This window comes from Dactylosporangium sp. CS-033363 (genome assembly GCF_050942475.1).
Lineage (GTDB): Bacteria > Actinomycetota > Actinomycetes > Mycobacteriales > Micromonosporaceae > Dactylosporangium.
In genome coordinates, this window is the sequence record NZ_CP192032.1 from 7,511,444 (window position 1) to 7,528,532 (window position 17,089).

The window sequence follows — 17,089 nt, forward strand, 5'->3', positions numbered from 1 at the left end:
ATGGCGAGCCTGATGACCCACGGCACCACCCCTCCGGCCGCGGTCGCCCCCGACCCCGGCCGGGGGGTCCCCCGCCGCCGGCGCCGCGACGGGCTCGCCGCGCTGGCCTTCCTGTCCCCGTCGATCGTGACGTTCCTGGTCTTCGTGCTCGCCCCGACGGCGGGCGTGCTGTACCTGAGCTTCTTCGACTGGAACCTGCTCAGCGACGGCGAGTTCGTCGGCCTCGACAACTTCGACCGGCTGGCCCACGACGAGCGGCTGCTCGGCGTGTACGGCTCCACCGCCTACATGGCCGTGGCCATCCTCGCCATCAACGTGGTGGTCGGCCTGCTGCTCGCGGTGCTGCTCGAAACGCGCATGCCCCGCTGGGTGCGCGGCTTCTTCCGGCTGTCCTACCTGTTCCCGTTCGTGGTGTCGGCCTCCGCCGTCGCGCTGATCTGGCGCTTCCTGCTCAACAAGGACCTCGGCCTGGTCAACTGGGCCCTGGGCCTGGCCGGCGTGGACCGCATCGACTGGCTGGGGTCCTCGGACTTCGCGCCGGTCTCGGTGATCCTGGTCAACTCGTGGAAGACGATCGGCTTCTCGATTCTCGTGTACATCGCGGGCCTGCAGGCCATCCCGGACGCGCTCAAGGAGGCGGCGATCGTCGACGGGGCCAACGCCTGGACCCGGTTCTGGCGCATCACGTTCCCGATGCTGTCCCCGACGATCTTCTTCCTGGTCGTCATCAACACCATCAACTCGTTCCAGATCTTCGCCGAGCCGCGGGTGCTCACCCAGGGCGGTCCCGGCGACGCGAGCCGGACGATCGTCGAGTACCTCTACGACCGCGCGTTCGGCGACTTCGACCTCGGCTACGCCTCCGCCATCGGCATCACCTTCATGCTGGTCCTGATCGTGCTCACGGCGATCCAGTTCCGGCTCTCGAGAAGATGGACGTTCTACGATTGAGCCGCATCCTCGCCCGGCTGGCGACGTTCGCGATCCTGATCGTCGCCGCCCTCGCCATCTCGGCGCCGTTCCTCTGGATCTTCCGGGGCGCGTTCTCGGCCTCGGACGCGGAGCTCTACCGGCTGCCGCCCACGTTCGACCCGGACAACGTGACGGGCGCGAACTTCGGCAAGGTCACCGACCAGGTGCCGTACTTCCGGTTCTTCCTCAACTCGATCGTCGTGTCCACCACGATCACGGTCGCGCAGCTCATCACCTGCTCGACGGCCGGCTACGCGTTCGCCCGGCTGCGGTTCCGGGGCAAGGGGGTGCTCTTCGCCGTGGTCATCGGCTCGCTCATGATCCCGATCCAGGTGACGATCGTGCCGCTGTTCCTGGTCATGTCGAAGCTGCAGCTGACCAACACGCTGTGGGCGCTGATCCTGCCCGGCATCTTCAGCGCGTTCGGCATCTTCCTGCTCCGCCAGCACTTCCTCGCGCTGCCCTACGAGCTGGAGGAGGCGGCCAAGCTCGACGGCGCCGGGCACTTCCGGACGTTCGCCCGGGTCATCCTGCCGCTGTCCGGCCCGTCGATCGCCACCCTCGGCATCCTGTGCTTCACGTACTGGTGGAACGACCTCCTCCTGCCGCTGGTCATGATCAGCGACACCGACCGGCAGACCCTCCCCGTGGGCCTGGTCCTGCTGGCCGGCCGGTTCTCCACCGGCTCCCTGGGCACCATCGCGGCCGGCATCGCCATGGCCATCGTGCCCGTGCTGGTCGTGTTCATCGTCGCCCAGCGGTACATCGTGCAATCGATCGCCTCCAGTGGATTGAAGCTCTGACATGGAAAACCTGACCCTGCCCGCGCTGACCTGGTCCGGCGCGACCGCGTTCTGGCACGAGCTGCCCCGCACCCTCACCGCCGGGCTGGTCTGCGTGCTGTCGGCCGCCCCGCTGGCCGCCGCCCTGCTGACCGGCGCACCCCGGGCTCTGGCCTTCGCCGCCGTCCTGCCGATCGCGCTGACCCTCACCGGCCTGGCCGCCTTCACCGCCCCGATCGCCCGCGGCGACGGGACCACCCTCGCGGCGCTGTCCCGGGTCGACCCGGTCCTGGCCCTGCTCCTCTCGGCCGCCGGCCTGGCGCTGCTCGCCCCCTGGGGCGTCGTACCGGCCGCGGCCGTCCTCCTCGTCGGGCCCTACGCGCTCGCATACGGTGCGGTTCGAGGCAGGCGCGGCCTGGCGGCGGCGCGCGGCGGGGTCATCCTCGCCGCGTACCGCCCCGCCTGGGCCCTCACCCTGACCGCCCTCACCGTGCTGGGCGCCTTCGCGGCCGCGGCCTCGGCCGGGGTCCTCGCCCTGGTGGTCGCGCCGCTGCTGCTGACCATCGCGGCCCGCCAGACCACCGCCCTGCTGACCGAGATCGACGCCCTCCAAACCGGCGCGGCCCGGACCGGCGCGGCCCGGACCGGCGCGGCCCGGACCGGCGCGGCTCAGGGCGGCGCGCGGTGATCCCCGAACCGCTGACCGCCCACCTGCCCGACGGTCCGCTCTCCGTCGCCTTGGTCCGCTCCATCGACGACCGCCTGCGCGCCGCGAACCCACCGCCGGCACCGACCACGCGCCCGGCGGTCGTCACCACGGCCGGCGTGCAACTGCGCGTGCACGGCGGCGGCGAGGCGTGCGTGCTGTGGATCCACGGCGGCGGGATGTTCCTGGGCGCGGCCGAGTACGAGGACGCCTTCTGCTGCGACCTCGCCGACCAGCTCGGCGCCGCCGTGGTGGCCGTCGACTACCGGCTCGCCCCCGAGCACCCGCACCCCGCGCCGCTGGACGACTGCCGGGCCGCGCTCGCCTGGTGCGCCGAGCGGTACCGGCGGGTCGTCGTGGCCGGGCGCAGTGCCGGGGGCGGGCTCGCCGCCGCGCTCTGCCTGCTCAACCGGGACCAGAACGGCCCGCACATCGCGGCCGCGCACCTCTGGTATCCCATGCTCGACGACCGGCACGAGACGCCGAGCGCCCGGGAGCTCGCCGACGCGCCCGTGTGGAACCGGCGGCTCTCCGAGCTGGCGTGGGCCGCGTACCTCGGCGGCGAACCGGCCGATCGGTACGCCGCTCCCGCGCGGGCCACCGACCTCGCCGGGCTGCCGCCCACGTACCTCGACTGCGGCGACCGCGACCTGTTCCGCGACGAGACCGCGGACTACGCGCGGCGGCTCGAGGCACAGGGAGTACAAACGCGGCGGTTCGAAATCGAGGGTGGCGTGCACGCCTTCGAGCTGTTCGACCCCGCCGCCGCCATCAGCGTGCAGACCGAGGCGCGGCGGCTCGAGGCGCTGCGGCGGTCGCTGGGCGAGGACTTCCGCACGTGGTGACGATCTACGAGGTGGCGGCCAAGGCCGGCGTCTCCCCCGCCACCGTCAGCCGGGTCCTCAACGGGGCCCGGGTCTCCGCCGAGTCCGAGCGGCTCGTGCGGGCCGCCGCCACCGAGCTCGACTTCACGCCGAACCGGACCGCCCGGCGGCTGCGCGGGCAGCGCTCGGCGGTGATCGGCCTGATCATCCCCGACATCGAGAACCCGTTCTTCACCGCGCTCGCGCGTGGGGTGGAGAACCGGGCCCGGGCCGCCGGGTACTCGGTCGTGCTGTGCAACACCGACGAGGACCCGGAGCGGGAGGCCACGTACATCGACATCGCGCTCGCCGAGCACATGGCGGGCGTGATCCTCGCGCCGGCCGACGACGCCAGCGACGTGAGCCGGCTCGTGGCCAGCCGCCGGCCCGTCGTCGCCGTCGACCGCAGCCTGGCCCGCGCCGACGTGGACGCGGTCACCGTCGACAACCGGGCCGGCGGGCGCTCGGCCGCGGAGTCGCTGTTCGCGGCCGGCTTCACGCGGGTCGCCTGCATCACCGGACCCAGCTCGGTCGAGACCGCGCAGCTGCGGATGGCGGGCTGGCGGCAGGCGGCGGCCCGGCACGCGGGCCCGGCGTACCTGGAGGACCTGCTGCGGTACGCCGACTACCGCGTCGACGGCGGCCGGCAGGCGATGGCCGAGCTGCTCGCGCTGCCCGAGCCCCCGGACGCGGCCGTGGTGGCCAACAACCTCATGGCCGCGGGCGCCCTCGACGCGCTGCACGACGCCGGGCTCGCGCCGCCCGGGTTCGGCCTGGCCGTCTTCGGCGACCTGCCGTTCGCGTCGTTCGGCCGGCGCGGCATCCGCGTCGTCGACGTCCCGGCCCGCGAGCTCGGCGAGACGGCGGCGACGCTGCTGCTGGAGCGCATCGGCGGGGATGCCGGGCCCGCGAAGACCGTCGTCCTGCGCACGAGGGAGCAGACGTGAGCGTGTTTCTGGGCGTCGACATCGGTACCTCCAGCAGCAAGGCCGTCCTCGTCGACGCGCACGGCACCGTGGTGCGCTCGGCGGTGCGCACGCACGCCGTGCAGCGCCCGCGGCCGGGGCACGTCGAGATGGACGGCGCGGTCTGGTGGGACGAGTTCGTGTCCCTGGCCGAGGAGCTCACGGCCGGCGTCACCGTCGCCGCCGTCGGGGTCAGCGGGATGGGCCCGTGCGCGCTGCTGACCGACGCGGACGGGGTTCCGCTGCGCCCGGCCATCCTGTACGGCGTCGACACCCGCGCCACCGCCGAGATCGCCGCACTGACCGAGCGGCTCGGCGGGCCGGACGCGATCCGCGCGCGCTGCGGCTCGGCGCTGTCGTCCCAGGCCGTCGGGCCCAAGCTCGCCTGGGTCGCCGGGCACGAACCGGGGGTCTTCGAGCGGGCCCGAAGACTGTTCATGCCGGCTTCGTGGTTGCAGTACCGGCTGACCGGCTCCTATGTTCTGGACCTCCACTCGGCGAGCCAGTGCACGCCGCTGTTCGACACGCACGCGCTCGCGTGGCACGGGCCCTGGGCGGGGCTGATCGCGCCCGGCCTGGAGCTGCCGGCGCTGGTCTGGCCCGGCGACGTGGCCGGCACCACCACGCACGCGATCGGCGGCATCCCGGCGGGCACCCCGGTCGTCGCCGGCACCATCGACGCCTGGACCGAGGCGGTCAGCGTCGGCGCCCAGCGGCCCGGCGACCTCATGCTGATGTACGGCACCACGATGTTCCTCATCGCGACCGTCGAGGAGGCGCTGACGAGCCCGGTCATGTGGGGTACCGTCGGCGCCTTCCCCGGCACCCGCAACCTGGCCGGCGGGATGGCCACCTCCGGCGCCGTGACCGCGTGGCTGTCCGAGCTCACCGGGGCCGGCTACCCGCAGCTGCTGGCCGAGGCGGAGGCGTCCGGGCCGGGCGCGCGGGGGCTGCTGATGCTGCCGTACCTGGCCGGGGAGCGCACCCCGATCCAGGACCCCGACGCGCGCGGCGTGATCGCCGGGCTGACCCTGTCGCACACCCGCGGCGACCTGTACCGGGCCGCGCTGGAGGCGACCGCGCTCGGCGTGCGGCACAACGTGGCCGCCCTGCGCGAGGCGGGCGCGGACATCCGGCGGGTGGTCGCGGTCGGCGGCGGCACCCAGGGCGGGCTGTGGACCCGGATCGTCTCCTCCGTCACCGGCCTGGCCCAGGTGATCCCGCGGGAGACGGTCGGCGCCTCGTACGGGGCCGCCTACCTGGCCGCCGCGGCGCTCTCGCCAGTGGACATCGACGCCTGGAACCCGCCCGCCGCGATCGTCGAGCCGGACCCGTCGGCGCGGGACGGCTACGGCGAGCTCTACGCGTTGTACCGCGACCTGTACCCGGCCACCAGCACCATCGCCCACACGCTCGCGGCCCGCCAGCGGCTGCTCGCGTGACGTCTCCCGGAGGACCCCTATGAGCACCTACACCCTCCCCGCCGCACCCACCCGCCCGGCCGCCGAGCCGAACACCGCGTACCTCGTCGCCAGCGGCGACCTGCGCCCCGCCGCCAACCGCGCCGGCTGGCCGACCCAGGTCGCGATGGAGGCCGGCCTGACCGCCGCGCTCGCCGAGCTGGGCTGGTCGGTTCGGCGGGCGCACGAGGGCTTCATCTCCAGCCAGCGGATGGGCCTGGAGGTGTTCAAGACGATCCCGCCGGACGCGCCGCTGATCGTGGCCGAGGCGGTCTGGCAGTACTCCCACCACATCCTGGCCGGGCTGCGCACCCACCGCGGCCCGATCCTCACCGTGGCCAACTTCGCCGGCGACTGGCCCGGGCTGGTCGGGCTGCTGGGCGTGAACGCCGGGATGGCGAAGATGGGCACGCCGTACTCCACGCTGTGGTCGGTCGACTTCACCGACGACTGGTTCAAGGCGGGCCTGCGCTCCTGGGTGACGACCGGTTCGGTCACGCACGACACGTCCCACGTGCGGGATCTTCCTTCGTTGGTACCGTCTGAAGAGGTTTCCCTGGGCCGCGCGCTCGCCGGACAGCTGCTGGCCGACAAGGCCATCATCGGCGTGTTCGACGAGGGCTGCATGGGGATGTACAACGCGATCATCGACGACGAGCTGCTCAACCCGATCGGCATCTACAAGGAGCGGCTCTCGCAGAGCGCGCTGTGGGCCGAGATGCAGCGGGTCCCGGACGCCGAGGCGGACGCGGTCGGCGCGTGGCTCGTCGCCAAGGGCATGACGTTCCGGCTCGGCACCGACGAGGCGACCGAGCTGACGGACGCCCAGCTGCGGTGGCAGTACAAGATGTACGTCGCCGCCCTGCGCATCAGCGACGACTTCGGGCTCGACGCGGTCGGCATCCAGTACCAGCAGGGCCTGAAGGACATCTGCCCGGCCTCGGACCTCGCCGAGGGCCTGCTCAACAACGCCGACCGCCCGCCGGTCACCTCGCGCGACGGGGCCCGGGTGCTGTGGGACGGCGCCCCGCTGCCGCACTTCAACGAGGCCGACGAGGGCGTGGCCGTCGACGCGCTCGTCACCAACCGGATCTGGACCGCGATGGGCCTGGACCCGGCGACGACGCTGCACGACGTGCGGTGGGGCGAGGACTACGACGGCACCTTCGTGTGGGTCTGGGAGATCTCCGGCTCGGTCCCGGCGTCGCACTTCGCCACCGGCTACGCGGAGGCCGAGGGCTGGCGGCAGGACCCGGTGTACTTCCCGCTCGGCGGCTCCACCATCAAGGGCATCTGCAAGCCGGGCGAGGTCGTCTGGAGCCGCGTCTTCGTCCAGGGCGGCAAGCTGCACGCCGACCTGGGCCGCGCCTCGGCCGTGTCGCTGCCCGACGAGGAGTCCGAGCGCCGCTCGAAGGCGACGACGCCCGCGTGGCCGATCATGCACGCGGTCCTGCACGGCGTGACCCGCGACCAGTTCATGGCGAGGCACAAGGCGAACCACCTCAACGTCGCCTACGCCCCGGACGCCGCGACGGCGGACAAGGCCCTCCTGGTGAAGGCCGCCCTCCTGGCCGAGCTGGGCGTCGAGGTCCACCTGTGCGGGAATGTGTCGATATGATCATCGAATGACGTCGGTCAAGCAGTTCCAGGTCACCTTCGACTGCGCGGACCCCGAGCGCCTCGCCCGCTTCTGGTGCGAGGTCCTCGGGTACGTCGTCGAGCCGGACGACACCACCGCCTGCGTCGACCCGACGGGGGTCGGCCCGCGCCTCTACTTCCAGCAGGTCCCCGAGGGCAAGGCCGTCAAGAACCGGGTCCACCTGGACGTGCGCGTCGGAACCGGTCTCGTCGGCGCCGAACGCCTCGCCGTCCTGGAGTCCGAGTCCGCCCGGCTGGTCGCCCTGGGCGCGGTGCGCGGCGAACTGCTGATCGCCGACGGCGTCAACGAGTCGTGCCAGAACATGCGGGACATCGAGGGCAACGAGTTCTGCCTCGACTGAGGCGCCGCCTCAGCGCGGGTCGTCGAGTTCGATCAGCTCCAGCAGGTTGCCCTCGCTGTCCTTGAACCAGGCGGCCCGCCCCACCGGCGTCGGCGCGAGCTGCTCGAACTCGACCCCGCGCCCGCGCAGCTCGGCCACCGCCACGTCGAGGTCGCCCACCACGAAGCAGACGATGCAGTGCCGGGCGGCCCCGGCATCGGCCGCGGTGAAGACCACGAAGAGCGACTCCCCGCTGCGGTACAGCAACGAGTCCGGCAGCTCCTGCTCGGGCTCGAGCCCCAGCCGGGTCCGGTACCACTCCCGCACCCGCCCCAGGTCAGCGGCGGGAATCATGGGCCGCATCGATCGCGCACGCAACATCCCGCGCGACTACCCGTCAGCAGCCCCGATATGCGGCCCCTTATGCGGCCCCGATATGCGGCCCCGATATGCGGATCGGCATACCACCGCCGGTGCACCCACGGCTCGACCAGCAGCACCCCGGCCGCGGCCAGCACGGCACACCCGGCGACGGGCCACGCCGGTGCGGTCCACGCGGCGACGATCCCCGCCGCGACGGTGAGCCACGGCCGGATGAGGGTCAGCGGCCCCAGCCCGAGCAGGATGAGGAACGTGGCCGGCCGGCGGGGCAGCGTGAAGTACCCGGCGAGCGTCGCCAGCACCGCGATCGCGAACGGCCCGAGCACCCACAGCATCGCGATCCCGGCCCGGGTGAGCTGGCCGTACCGCGCGGCCGGATCGGACGCGGCGGCCAGCACGGCCCCGAGCACCAGGGCGAGCCCGCCGAGCACGGCCGCACCCGCCGCGAGCCCCCGCCGCATCGCCACGACGTAATAGGCCCGCTTCCGGATCAGCCCGCTGCGCCCCGTCGCCGCCCGATGCCCCGCCAGCGCACCGTCGACGAGCGCGAGAAGCGCAAGCGTCACCGGTACCGCGAAGCCGGCGCTCACCACGGCCGGCGCGCCGGCGCGGTCTCCCCGACCAGGTGGCGCGCCTCCCGCCCGAGCGCCGCCCGCACCGCCGGCCAGTGCTCGGGCCGCACGCCGAGGATCGGCCGCACGGACGCGCAGAACGGGTTGCTGTGCCGCATCGGCCGGTACAGCATCGGCACCGGCCCCCGCCGCCGACCGCGCCGCGCTCATGAGCTCATGATCGGAGTGCGCCCGCCGCGCCGACGCGACCCCGTCGTGCCGGCCCAGCGGCTCACGCATCCGCGCCCGATGGAACATCCACGCGTCCACCGGAGCCAGCCGGGTGGCCGCGATGTCGAAGTGGCAGTAGGCCCTGACCCCGGTGCCGGCCTGGGCCCGGAAGAACGCGCCCAGCTCCTCGCCCCGCAGGTGGTGCAGGACGCCGCTGGAGATGTACACCGTCGCGGTGTCCTTGAGGTCGAACGCGTCGCCGAGCACGAACCGGCACTCGAGCCCTTCCGCCGCGGCGAGCCGGCGCGCCTCGCCGATGAGCGCGGCGTTGAAGTCGACCCCGCACAGCTCCGCGTCGATGGTGTTGGCCGCGAGGGTCCCGGTGGCCGCGAGCCACCGGATCGCGTAGCCGATCCCGCACCCCACGTCGACCACCCGCGCCCGCTCGCCCGGCCGCGTGACGGCCCGCAGTACCGGCACCAGCAACTCGGCCAGCTGGTCGGCGATGCGCAGCTCCTCGTTGAGCCGCTGCAGCTCGGTGTGCGTCCGCACGAGGATCCGGTCCACCGCCGCGGCGTCGAGCACGCCGTCGTGGTGCGGAAGCCGCCGGACGATCCGCGCGCCCCGCCGATCCCCGGCCGCGCGCAGCGCCGCGAGGACGGCATCCCGGTGGACGGGCAGCGCCGCCCCGGACGCCAGGTCGTGCCGCACGATGAGATCGGAGATCTCCAGGACGGTCACGCCGGGCCGACGAGCCGCTGCAGGGCCGCGTGGGCCGGTGGGCCCCAGGTGGGCTTGCCGCCGGGTTCGCCCTTGTCGCCCGCGTCGCCGATGAGGATGCCGCTCAGCGCCCGCGTCACCGCGCACCCCCGCGCGCGGCGCAGCATGGCGTCGTCCACGCCCGGACCGTAGGCCGCGTGGAAGGCGTCCATAGTGTCGCCGGACAGCAGCAGCCACGCCGAGGCCAGGTCGTAGGCGGGATCGCCGGCGCACAGGTCGCCGAAGTCGATGATCCCGCCGATCGTGCCGTCCGTGGTGAGCACGTTCGCCGGGTGCAGGTCCGCGTGCAGCCACATCGCCGGGCCGGTCCACGGCGGCGCGGCCACCGCGTCGGCCCAGACCGCGCGGACGGCGTCCGGGTCCTTGACGAGCCCCCGCTCGACGGCCTCGGCCAGCCCGCTCTCGACTCCGTCGGCCAGCTCCGCCAGTGGCCCGCCCCGCCCGCGCCCCGGCGGTGCCTCCTCCGGGGCCGGCTGGTGCAGGGCCGTCAGGAACGACGCCAAGGCAAGGGCGGCATCCGGGTACCGCGTGACCGGCGCCTGATCCGCCGGCGCGCCCGGCACCCAGGTCGTGATGATCCACGGGCGGGGGAAGCGGTCCGACGGCTCGCCCATCCGCTGCGGGACGGGAACCGGCAGCGGCAGCGCGGGGGCCAGCGCCGGGACCCACACGTACTCCTTGTACAGCAGCGCCTCCGCGAACGCGGTCGCCCACGGCAGGCGGACGGCCAGGTCGTCGCCGAGGCGCCACAGCTGGTTGTCCCAGCCGCGGGCACCGAAGCGCACCGGGCGGCCGGCCAGGTCGGGGTGCTGCTCGCGGACCAGGGCGTGAACGAGGTCGGCGGTGATGTCGAGCTCGGCGTGGGTCACGCCGAGCAACACTAGTCAGGTCTGCCCGTCCAGGAGGTCCGCGATCTGCAGCATGCGCGGGTCGGCGGTCAGCTCCTCCAGCTTGAGCGGCAGCGGGATGCGCCAGTTCGGGTACTGCTGCGACGTCCCCGGCAGGTTCGGCTGGCGGGGTTCGCCCAGGACGTCGTACGGCGACGCCAGCAGGATCCGGCACGGCGTGCGGGTCAGCAGCCGGTGCATCGCGACCACCAGCTCGGCGTCCGTGCTCTCCCGCGTGGCCAGGCCCTCGGCCGAGAGCAGGTCCAGCAGGGCGAGGCGGTCCTGGGTCGCCGCCGCCTCCTCCTCGGGGACCGTGCGGGTCAGGACGCCGGCCTCGGCGCGGGCGCGGATGTGTTCGCCGGTCAGGAAGCCCGTCGCGGTCGGCAGGTCGTGGGTGGAGATGCTCGCCATGGCGTTCGCGGGCCATCGGGCCGGCGGGATGAAGCGGCCGTCGTCGTCGCGGGTGAACCACAGGACCGCGGAGCCGAGGATGTTGCGGGCCTGCAGGGTCTCGGTGACGATCGGCTCCACGGTGCCGAGGTCCTCGCCGACCACGACCGCGCCGGCGCGGACCGCCTCCTCGATCAGGACGCCCAGCATGGCCTCGGGGTCGTAGTGCACGTAGGCGCCCTGCGCGGCGCCGTGCTCCGGCGGGATCCACCACAGCCGCCACAGGCCGGCCACGTGGTCGACGCGCAGGCCGCCGGCGTGCTCGAAGATGCCGCGCAGCAGCGCGCGGTACGCCTCGTAGTCCGTCGCCGCCAGCCGGTCCGGGCTCCACGTGGCGAGGCCCCAGTCCTGGCCCTGCTGGTTGAACGCGTCCGGCGGGGCGCCGACCTTGGCCCCCGGCGCGAGGACGTCCTGCAGGGTCCAGGCGTCCGCGCCGCCGGGGTCGATGCCGACGGCCAGGTCGTGCACGATGCCGACGGCCATGCCCGCGGCGGCCGCGTTGGCGGTGGCGAGCTGCTCGGCGCAGCGGCGCTGGAGCCAGACGTGGAAGGCGGCGCGCTGCGGGTCGGCGGCGGCGTACGCGGCCGGGCCCGGGCGGCGCAGCTCCTCCGGCCAGCCGCGCCAGTCCACGCCGTGCACCTCGGCCAGCGCCGTGTAGGTGGCGAAGTCGCGCAGGGCCGGGTCGATGTCCGAATTATCCGACCAATCCGCAAAAAGCGCCTGAAGCGCCGCACGCTTCGCGCGCCACACAGCGTCGTAGTCGATCAGGTCCAAGGTCGGAGGGCGCAGGGCGTCGACAGCAGCACGAAGATCAGCAGAACCGTTCTTGTACTCCGGGAGATCCTCGACACGCAGATACACCGGATTCACGAAGCGGCGCGACGACGGCGAATACGGCGACGACGGCATCGGATCGACCGGCGCCACCGCGTGCAACGGATTGACCAGGATCGCCCCGGCGCCGGTCAGCGAGGCCCAGCGCGCGAACGCGGCCAGGTCCGCGAAGTCCCCGACGCCCCAGGATCCGGCGGAGCGCACGCCGTACAGCTGGATCATCCATCCCCACGTGCGCGGGACCTCGGGCAGCGCGATCGGCGCCGCCACCGGGGTGTGGCCGGCCGTGCGCGGCTCGAGCAGCGCCATGACCGCCCGCACGACGTCGGGGTCGATGTCGACGCGGCGGTGGCCGGCCGTCTCGTACCAGGTGGCCACGCCCCGGGCCGCGGCCTGCGCCGCCAGCGAATCTTCAGACACGCGGCAGTCTTACCCCACGGGGGCGTCGGCGACACGATCGCGCAGCACCAGGCTCGGCACCTGCTCGGCCCCGACGAGCTGCAGCGCCTGCCGGACGCCGCGCGAGCAGCGCACGACGGTGCGGTGGTACGGGCGGGAGGCCGCGAAGCGCACGATGTGCCCGGCCCCGGCCGCGTCGACGAAGCTCAGCTCGCTGGCGTCGAGCATGACCACCGAGTCGGCGCCGGCGACGAGTTCGAGGATCGAGGGCAGCGACTCGGTGTTGGACGCGTCGAGCTCGCCGGTGAGGCGCAGGTGGGCGCCCCAGCCGCCGAGCGTGAAGCCCAGCAGCGGGCCCGGGTGGACGGCGCCGATGCGGGCGAGCAGCTCCTTGCCGAAGCGGCGGCGGTCGTACAGGCACAGGCCGGTGACGCGCGGGTCGCCGAAGAAGCGGTTCACCTGGTGCTCGTAGGCGAACAGGTCAGCCGGGGTCCAGGCGGGCCGGTCGGTCCAGCGCATCTCGCCGGCCAGGGAGATCGCGGGCCAGTCGCCGCCGAGCGTGTCGCCGGCGAGGCGGCCGAGCAGGTCGAGCATGTCCGCGACGCCGAACAGCGGGCCGCCGAACAGGGGGCCACCCAGGGAACCGCTCATACCGGTGCCGAAGCGCAGGGTGGTGAACTGCCCGGGCGCGGCACCGCTCACGGCGGTGCCGAGCGCCCGCTCCAGGTCACCCGAGTCGGTGTCCAGGAAGATCACAACGCGGTGACCTGCGGTGACAGCGCGTTGCGCGAAGCCCGTCAGCAGCTCGCGGATCTCGTCGTCACTTGAGTAAGCGAGCGTGACGTGCCTGCCGAACAACGCCGCCCCAAGCTCCCGCACGGGGAACACATTACGACGTGAATAAGCGTGTCGAAATTGCCTGACGGATGAATGCCCGACTTGTATTACTCAACCCTGCGGCGCGTCGCTACTCAACGAAAGAATCGTCAGAGCCGCGGCGCGTCGTCGGCCTTGTCGTCGGCCAGCGCGGCCGGGCCGATGATCAGCGGGTCGGGGGTGCCGACGAGCTCGACGTCCTTGTTGTCGTACGAGAACCGGGTCAGCACGTGCCGCATCGCCTCGAGCCGGGCCCGCTTCTTGTCGTTGCTCTTCACGACCGTCCACGGCGCGTCGGCGGTGTCGGTGTAGAAGAACATCGCCTCCTTGGCCTCCGTGTAGTCGTCCCATTTGTCCAGGGAGGCGAGGTCCATCGGGGACAGCTTCCACTGCCGGACCGGGTCGACCTGGCGGATCAGGAACCGGGTGCGCTGCTCGTTCTTCGATACCGAGAACCAGAACTTCACCAGCTTGATCCCGGAGCGCACGAGCATCCGCTCCAGCTCGGGGGCCTGGCGCATGAACTCCAGGTACTCCGCCCGGTTGCAGAAGCCCATGACCCGCTCGACGCCGGCCCGGTTATACCAGGACCGGTCGAACAGGGCGATCTCCCCGGCCGCGGGCAGGTGCTGGACGTAGCGCTGGAAGTACCACTGCGTCGACTCGCGCTCGCTGGGCTTCTCCAGCGCGACGACCCGGGCCCCGCGCGGGTTGAGGTGCTCCATGAAGCGCTTGATCGTGCCGCCCTTGCCGGCCGCGTCGCGCCCCTCGAAGAGCACGACCAGCCGCTCGCCGCGCTCCTTGATCGTGTTCTGCAGCTTCAGCAGCTCGATCTGCAGCAGGCGCTTGGTGCGGTCGTACTCGTCGCGCGTGATCCGCTCGTCGTAGGGGTAGTCCTCCCGCCAGGTGTCGACGGGCTGACCGTCCTTGCGCAGCAGCACCGGATCGTCGTCATCGTCGTCCTCGACGAGGTAGTCGTCGAGCGAGAGTTCCGTCATCCCTTCGTGGTACCCCAAGCCCCGGCATTTGACCACTGCCGGGGCTTGAACAGCGCCTTACAAGATCACGCTCACTGGTACCCGCGGATCTCCTTGAACGCCCCCGGCAGCGATCCCGTCCGGGCATCGAACGTCTTGCCTCCGGTCAGGTCCGCGATCTGCTGCATCTCGGCGACGTTGCCCTCGCCGAACAGGATCGTGAACACCGGCACCTTGGCCAGCTGCGGCACCCGCGCCTTGAACGCGTCGAGCCGGGACCCGGCCGTGACCTCGCCGTCGGTCAGCAGGACGATCGAGGTGAACCGGTCGGGGTCCTCCTTCGCGAGGGCCGCGGCCTGGTCGAAGGCGACGAACAGCGCGTCGTAGATCGCGGTGTCCCCGCTGACCTTGAGCCCGCCGGCGTACCCGCGGATCTGGTCGAGCGTCGGCTGGAAGTTGCCCTCGGGGATGTCGAACCGGCTGACCTGCCCGGGCTTGGTGCTGAACGGGATCATGAGCACCTGCTCGCGGCCGTTGAACCGGGTGAACTGCCCCGACAGGCTGCTGTCGGCGCCGGTCAGACCGGTCAGCGCGCTCTTGAGCCCCTCGATCCGCTCGCCCTTCATCGAGCCGGACAGGTCCAGCACGTAGATGGTCCGGGCGGGCTTGCGCAGCGCGTCGCCGAAGGCCCCGATGAGCGCGTTGGCCGCCTCCAGCTTGCCGGGGAACGGCAGCTCGGGCAGGGACCCGCCGCCCTTCGGGCCGAAGTCCGGAGCCAGCTGCAGATTCGGTACCGCCGGTCGCCGCCACGTCTTCGCCATGATCTCCTTCTGCACGCTGGGACGGCGCAGATAGTCGGCGATGGCGGCGTAGTTCGTCTTGGTCTGCTCGTTGACCCCGGCCAGCAGGGTCAGCGGATAGTCGGCGGTGACGACGCCGTCGGACGGGTACACGACGGTGAGCTTCTCCGGCAGCTTCCCGGAGGCGTTGAGCGACAGCAGGACGGACTCGTAGTTCACCAGGCCGTCGACGGCGTGGTCGTTCTTCTCGGCCGCGTTCTTGGCGAACGAGTCGGCGAGCCAGCCCGACGAGCCCGAGGTGAGGTTCTGCCCGGCGAAGAAGGCCCGCAGCCGCGGGGTGAGCGGGGCGATCTGCTCGGCGTTGAGCGCGGCGCCGGTGCCGGACAGGGCCGCGGCCACCCCGACGAGCGCGGAGAAGCCGGAGTTGGAGCTGGCCGGGTTGGTCATGCCGTAGGTGAACTTGTGCTCGCCGGCCGCCACCGCGATCTCCGACCAGGTCGGCCGGTGGTCGGTCCAGCCCAGCTGCTTGGCCACCGACTCGCGCAGGCCCAGCACGACCGGGGAGGTCGCGACCTTGGTGGCGGTGCCGATCTTGTCGCCGGCGCCTGGGTGCAGCTGGAGGTACCGGTTGCTGGCGAACCAGATCGCGTCGAAGTTCTTGGCCGCGTTGCCCGACACGACGTTCTCGACGCCGTCGAGCGTGCCGGTGGCCTGCAGCTTCACCTCGACCCCGGTCGCCGCCTTGGCCGCGTCCAGGATCGGCTGCAGGTCGGTGAGCTCGCTGGAGGCGAGCACGCGCAGGGTGCCGGAGCCCTTGAGGTAGGGCCCCTCGGTCTCGCCGGGCTTGGCCGCGGTGCCGGCGCCGTCGGAGCCGGTGCACGCGCCGAGCAGGAACGTTGCCGCCACCAGGGCGACCGCGAACCGCCTCATGCCATCTTCTCCTCGAGCTTGGTCAGCAGGTCGTGCTGGGTCTGGTAGTCGGGGTCGGGCACGGCGCCGGCGATCGAGTCCGGCAGCGCCGCGTCGCCCGGGCGGACCTTGGCGAACACGGGCGCGGTGAGGGTGCTGTCGGCGGTGCGGAAGCCGTGCTTGGCCGCGAGCCGCTGCAGGTCGTGATCGGTGGCGAGCAGGTTGGCGACCGTGAGCCCGGCCGGGGTGAGCGGGACGACGGTGTGCTCGCACACGAGGGTCGGCGTGGGGTACAGCAGCGTCTGCCCGTTGCTCAGGCCCTGGTTGACGGCGTGGTCGACGAACTGGGCCTCGTAGATGAGCACCATCGGCGCGAAGTCGGTCCCGCGGCGCAGGTAGCTCTCGAAGGGCTCCTCGCTGGTGGTGTCGACGGCGCCCTGGTCGGTGAAGAGCTTGGCCGTGGCGTTCAGGTCGCCGCCGGTGACCTGGTTGAGCAGCGTGGCGTACATGGCGGCGGAGTTGGAGTCCTCGGGCCGGGTGGTGGCCACGAGCACGTTCTGGGCCACCGGCCGGGTGGTGTTGCCCGGGATGTCGGTCCACTTGAGGTTGCGCCGGTTGGCGTCGACGAGCGCCTTGAGGTCGAGCCGCCAGACGTTCGCGGAGTCGCGGCCCGCGAGCTTGGCGCTCTGCAGCAGGTCGACGATCGGCTGGAAGGTCGCGATCGCCAGGGGCGAGGAGAACACGACCACGCTCGCCCCGGCGGGCTTCGCGTGCTGCTCGATCTCCTGCGCCGCGGCCTTGCTGCTGGGGAACGCGAAGTCGTAGCCGCCGGTGCGCGAGGGCATCTGCCGGGACCCGACCCCGTCGGCCCGCACCGACCAGCCGTGCCTGGCCAGGGCGGCCTTGACCTCGGGGTCGGCGAAGTACGCCAGCTTCTCCGAGCCGACGATCGCGGTGAGCTGCTTGGTGTCGCCCGATCCGCCCGCGGCGCCGCGGCCGAGCAGGTGCCCGGCGACGGCGCCGATGACGACCAGCACGACCACCAGGACGATCAGGGGTCCGGTCCGCTTCACGGCCCCGATTGTGCCCTATCGAGGCAAGCACCTTCCGTCAATGTCCTGTTGGTGGCGTGTTTACTTCGTCCACTGTGGATGGTGGCCCGACCTGGTGTCGGACATGCGACGCCGCTTCCGTCCGCGTGCCGGTTGCGTCACCGTGCGTCGCGCCACCGCCCTGAACTGCGGGGAATGCACCATCCGAACGGCCGAGCCTGCGCGCCGACCGGCT

Annotated in this window: 16 protein-coding genes; 8 read left to right on the forward strand and 8 right to left on the reverse strand. The window is 72.7% G+C overall.

The features are described 5' to 3' along the window. From ACQPZ4_RS34770 to ACQPZ4_RS34805, 8 genes are read left to right on the forward strand one after another with little or no spacing between them, the layout of a single operon-like run. Complete coding sequence (locus ACQPZ4_RS34770) at nucleotides 1-951, forward strand: carbohydrate ABC transporter permease (RefSeq protein WP_433045258.1); 951 nt, start codon at nucleotides 1-3, stop codon at nucleotides 949-951. Next, nucleotides 948-1,775 carry a carbohydrate ABC transporter permease gene (locus ACQPZ4_RS34775; protein WP_433045261.1) on the forward strand — a complete coding sequence of 276 codons (828 nt, stop codon included), beginning with the start codon at nucleotides 948-950 and terminating at the stop codon, nucleotides 1,773-1,775. The genes ACQPZ4_RS34770 and ACQPZ4_RS34775 overlap by 4 nt, the downstream gene beginning before the upstream one ends. A 1-nt stretch (nucleotide 1,776) precedes the next feature. Continuing rightward, nucleotides 1,777-2,442 carry a hypothetical protein gene (locus tag ACQPZ4_RS34780; RefSeq protein WP_433045264.1) on the forward strand — a complete coding sequence of 222 codons (666 nt, stop codon included), beginning with the start codon at nucleotides 1,777-1,779 and terminating at the stop codon, nucleotides 2,440-2,442. Then, nucleotides 2,439-3,305, forward strand: a complete 867-nt coding sequence (locus tag ACQPZ4_RS34785; protein WP_433045267.1) for an alpha/beta hydrolase — start codon at nucleotides 2,439-2,441, stop codon at nucleotides 3,303-3,305. The genes ACQPZ4_RS34780 and ACQPZ4_RS34785 overlap by 4 nt, the downstream gene beginning before the upstream one ends. Next, nucleotides 3,302-4,270, forward strand: a complete 969-nt coding sequence (locus ACQPZ4_RS34790; RefSeq protein ID WP_433045270.1) for a LacI family DNA-binding transcriptional regulator — start codon at nucleotides 3,302-3,304, stop codon at nucleotides 4,268-4,270. Before ACQPZ4_RS34785 ends, ACQPZ4_RS34790 begins: the two co-directional genes overlap by 4 nt. After that, complete coding sequence (locus tag ACQPZ4_RS34795) at nucleotides 4,267-5,730, forward strand: FGGY-family carbohydrate kinase (RefSeq protein ID WP_433045273.1); 1,464 nt, start codon at nucleotides 4,267-4,269, stop codon at nucleotides 5,728-5,730. The genes ACQPZ4_RS34790 and ACQPZ4_RS34795 overlap by 4 nt, the downstream gene beginning before the upstream one ends. Nucleotides 5,731-5,749: 19 nt before the next feature. Beyond that, nucleotides 5,750-7,366: a fucose isomerase gene (locus tag ACQPZ4_RS34800; RefSeq protein WP_433045276.1), complete on the forward strand. Its 1,617-nt coding sequence runs from the start codon at nucleotides 5,750-5,752 to the stop codon at nucleotides 7,364-7,366. A gap of 7 nt (nucleotides 7,367-7,373) precedes the next feature. Further along, complete coding sequence (locus tag ACQPZ4_RS34805; RefSeq protein WP_433045279.1) at nucleotides 7,374-7,748, forward strand: VOC family protein; 375 nt, start codon at nucleotides 7,374-7,376, stop codon at nucleotides 7,746-7,748. 9 nt (nucleotides 7,749-7,757) lie between these two features. On the opposite strand, the gene ACQPZ4_RS34810 is transcribed toward ACQPZ4_RS34805, so the two are convergent. The 8 genes from ACQPZ4_RS34810 to ACQPZ4_RS34845 form a co-directional block, all read right to left on the reverse strand. After that, a complete protein-coding gene (locus ACQPZ4_RS34810; RefSeq protein WP_433045282.1) occupies nucleotides 7,758-8,081 on the reverse strand; it encodes a VOC family protein in 324 nt (107 codons plus the stop codon). Then, on the reverse strand, nucleotides 8,078-9,631 hold the full coding sequence (locus ACQPZ4_RS34815; RefSeq protein ID WP_433045285.1) for a class I SAM-dependent methyltransferase: 1,554 nt from the start codon (nucleotides 9,629-9,631) through the stop codon (nucleotides 8,078-8,080). The genes ACQPZ4_RS34810 and ACQPZ4_RS34815 overlap by 4 nt, the downstream gene beginning before the upstream one ends. Further along, entirely contained in the window at nucleotides 9,628-10,539 is a 912-nt protein-coding gene (locus ACQPZ4_RS34820; RefSeq protein ID WP_433045288.1) for an aminoglycoside phosphotransferase family protein, read from the reverse strand. The genes ACQPZ4_RS34815 and ACQPZ4_RS34820 overlap by 4 nt, the downstream gene beginning before the upstream one ends. A gap of 15 nt (nucleotides 10,540-10,554) precedes the next feature. Then, on the reverse strand, nucleotides 10,555-12,261 hold the full coding sequence (gene malQ, locus ACQPZ4_RS34825) for a 4-alpha-glucanotransferase (RefSeq protein WP_433045291.1): 1,707 nt from the start codon (nucleotides 12,259-12,261) through the stop codon (nucleotides 10,555-10,557). 9 nt (nucleotides 12,262-12,270) lie between these two features. Next, nucleotides 12,271-13,119, reverse strand: a complete 849-nt coding sequence (locus ACQPZ4_RS34830) for an MEDS domain-containing protein (RefSeq protein WP_433045294.1) — start codon at nucleotides 13,117-13,119, stop codon at nucleotides 12,271-12,273. A 107-nt stretch (nucleotides 13,120-13,226) separates the two neighbouring features. Continuing rightward, the gene (gene ppk2 / locus ACQPZ4_RS34835) at nucleotides 13,227-14,114 is read right to left on the reverse strand and encodes a polyphosphate kinase 2 (RefSeq protein ID WP_433045297.1); all 888 of its coding nucleotides are present in this window, start codon (nucleotides 14,112-14,114) and stop codon (nucleotides 13,227-13,229) included. Between the two features lie 71 nt (nucleotides 14,115-14,185). Further along, the gene (locus ACQPZ4_RS34840) at nucleotides 14,186-15,823 is read right to left on the reverse strand and encodes a VWA domain-containing protein (protein WP_433045300.1); all 1,638 of its coding nucleotides are present in this window, start codon (nucleotides 15,821-15,823) and stop codon (nucleotides 14,186-14,188) included. Then, a complete protein-coding gene (locus tag ACQPZ4_RS34845) occupies nucleotides 15,820-16,875 on the reverse strand; it encodes a hypothetical protein (RefSeq protein ID WP_433045303.1) in 1,056 nt (351 codons plus the stop codon). Before ACQPZ4_RS34845 ends, ACQPZ4_RS34840 begins: the two co-directional genes overlap by 4 nt. Nucleotides 16,876-17,089: the final 214 nt, after the last annotated feature.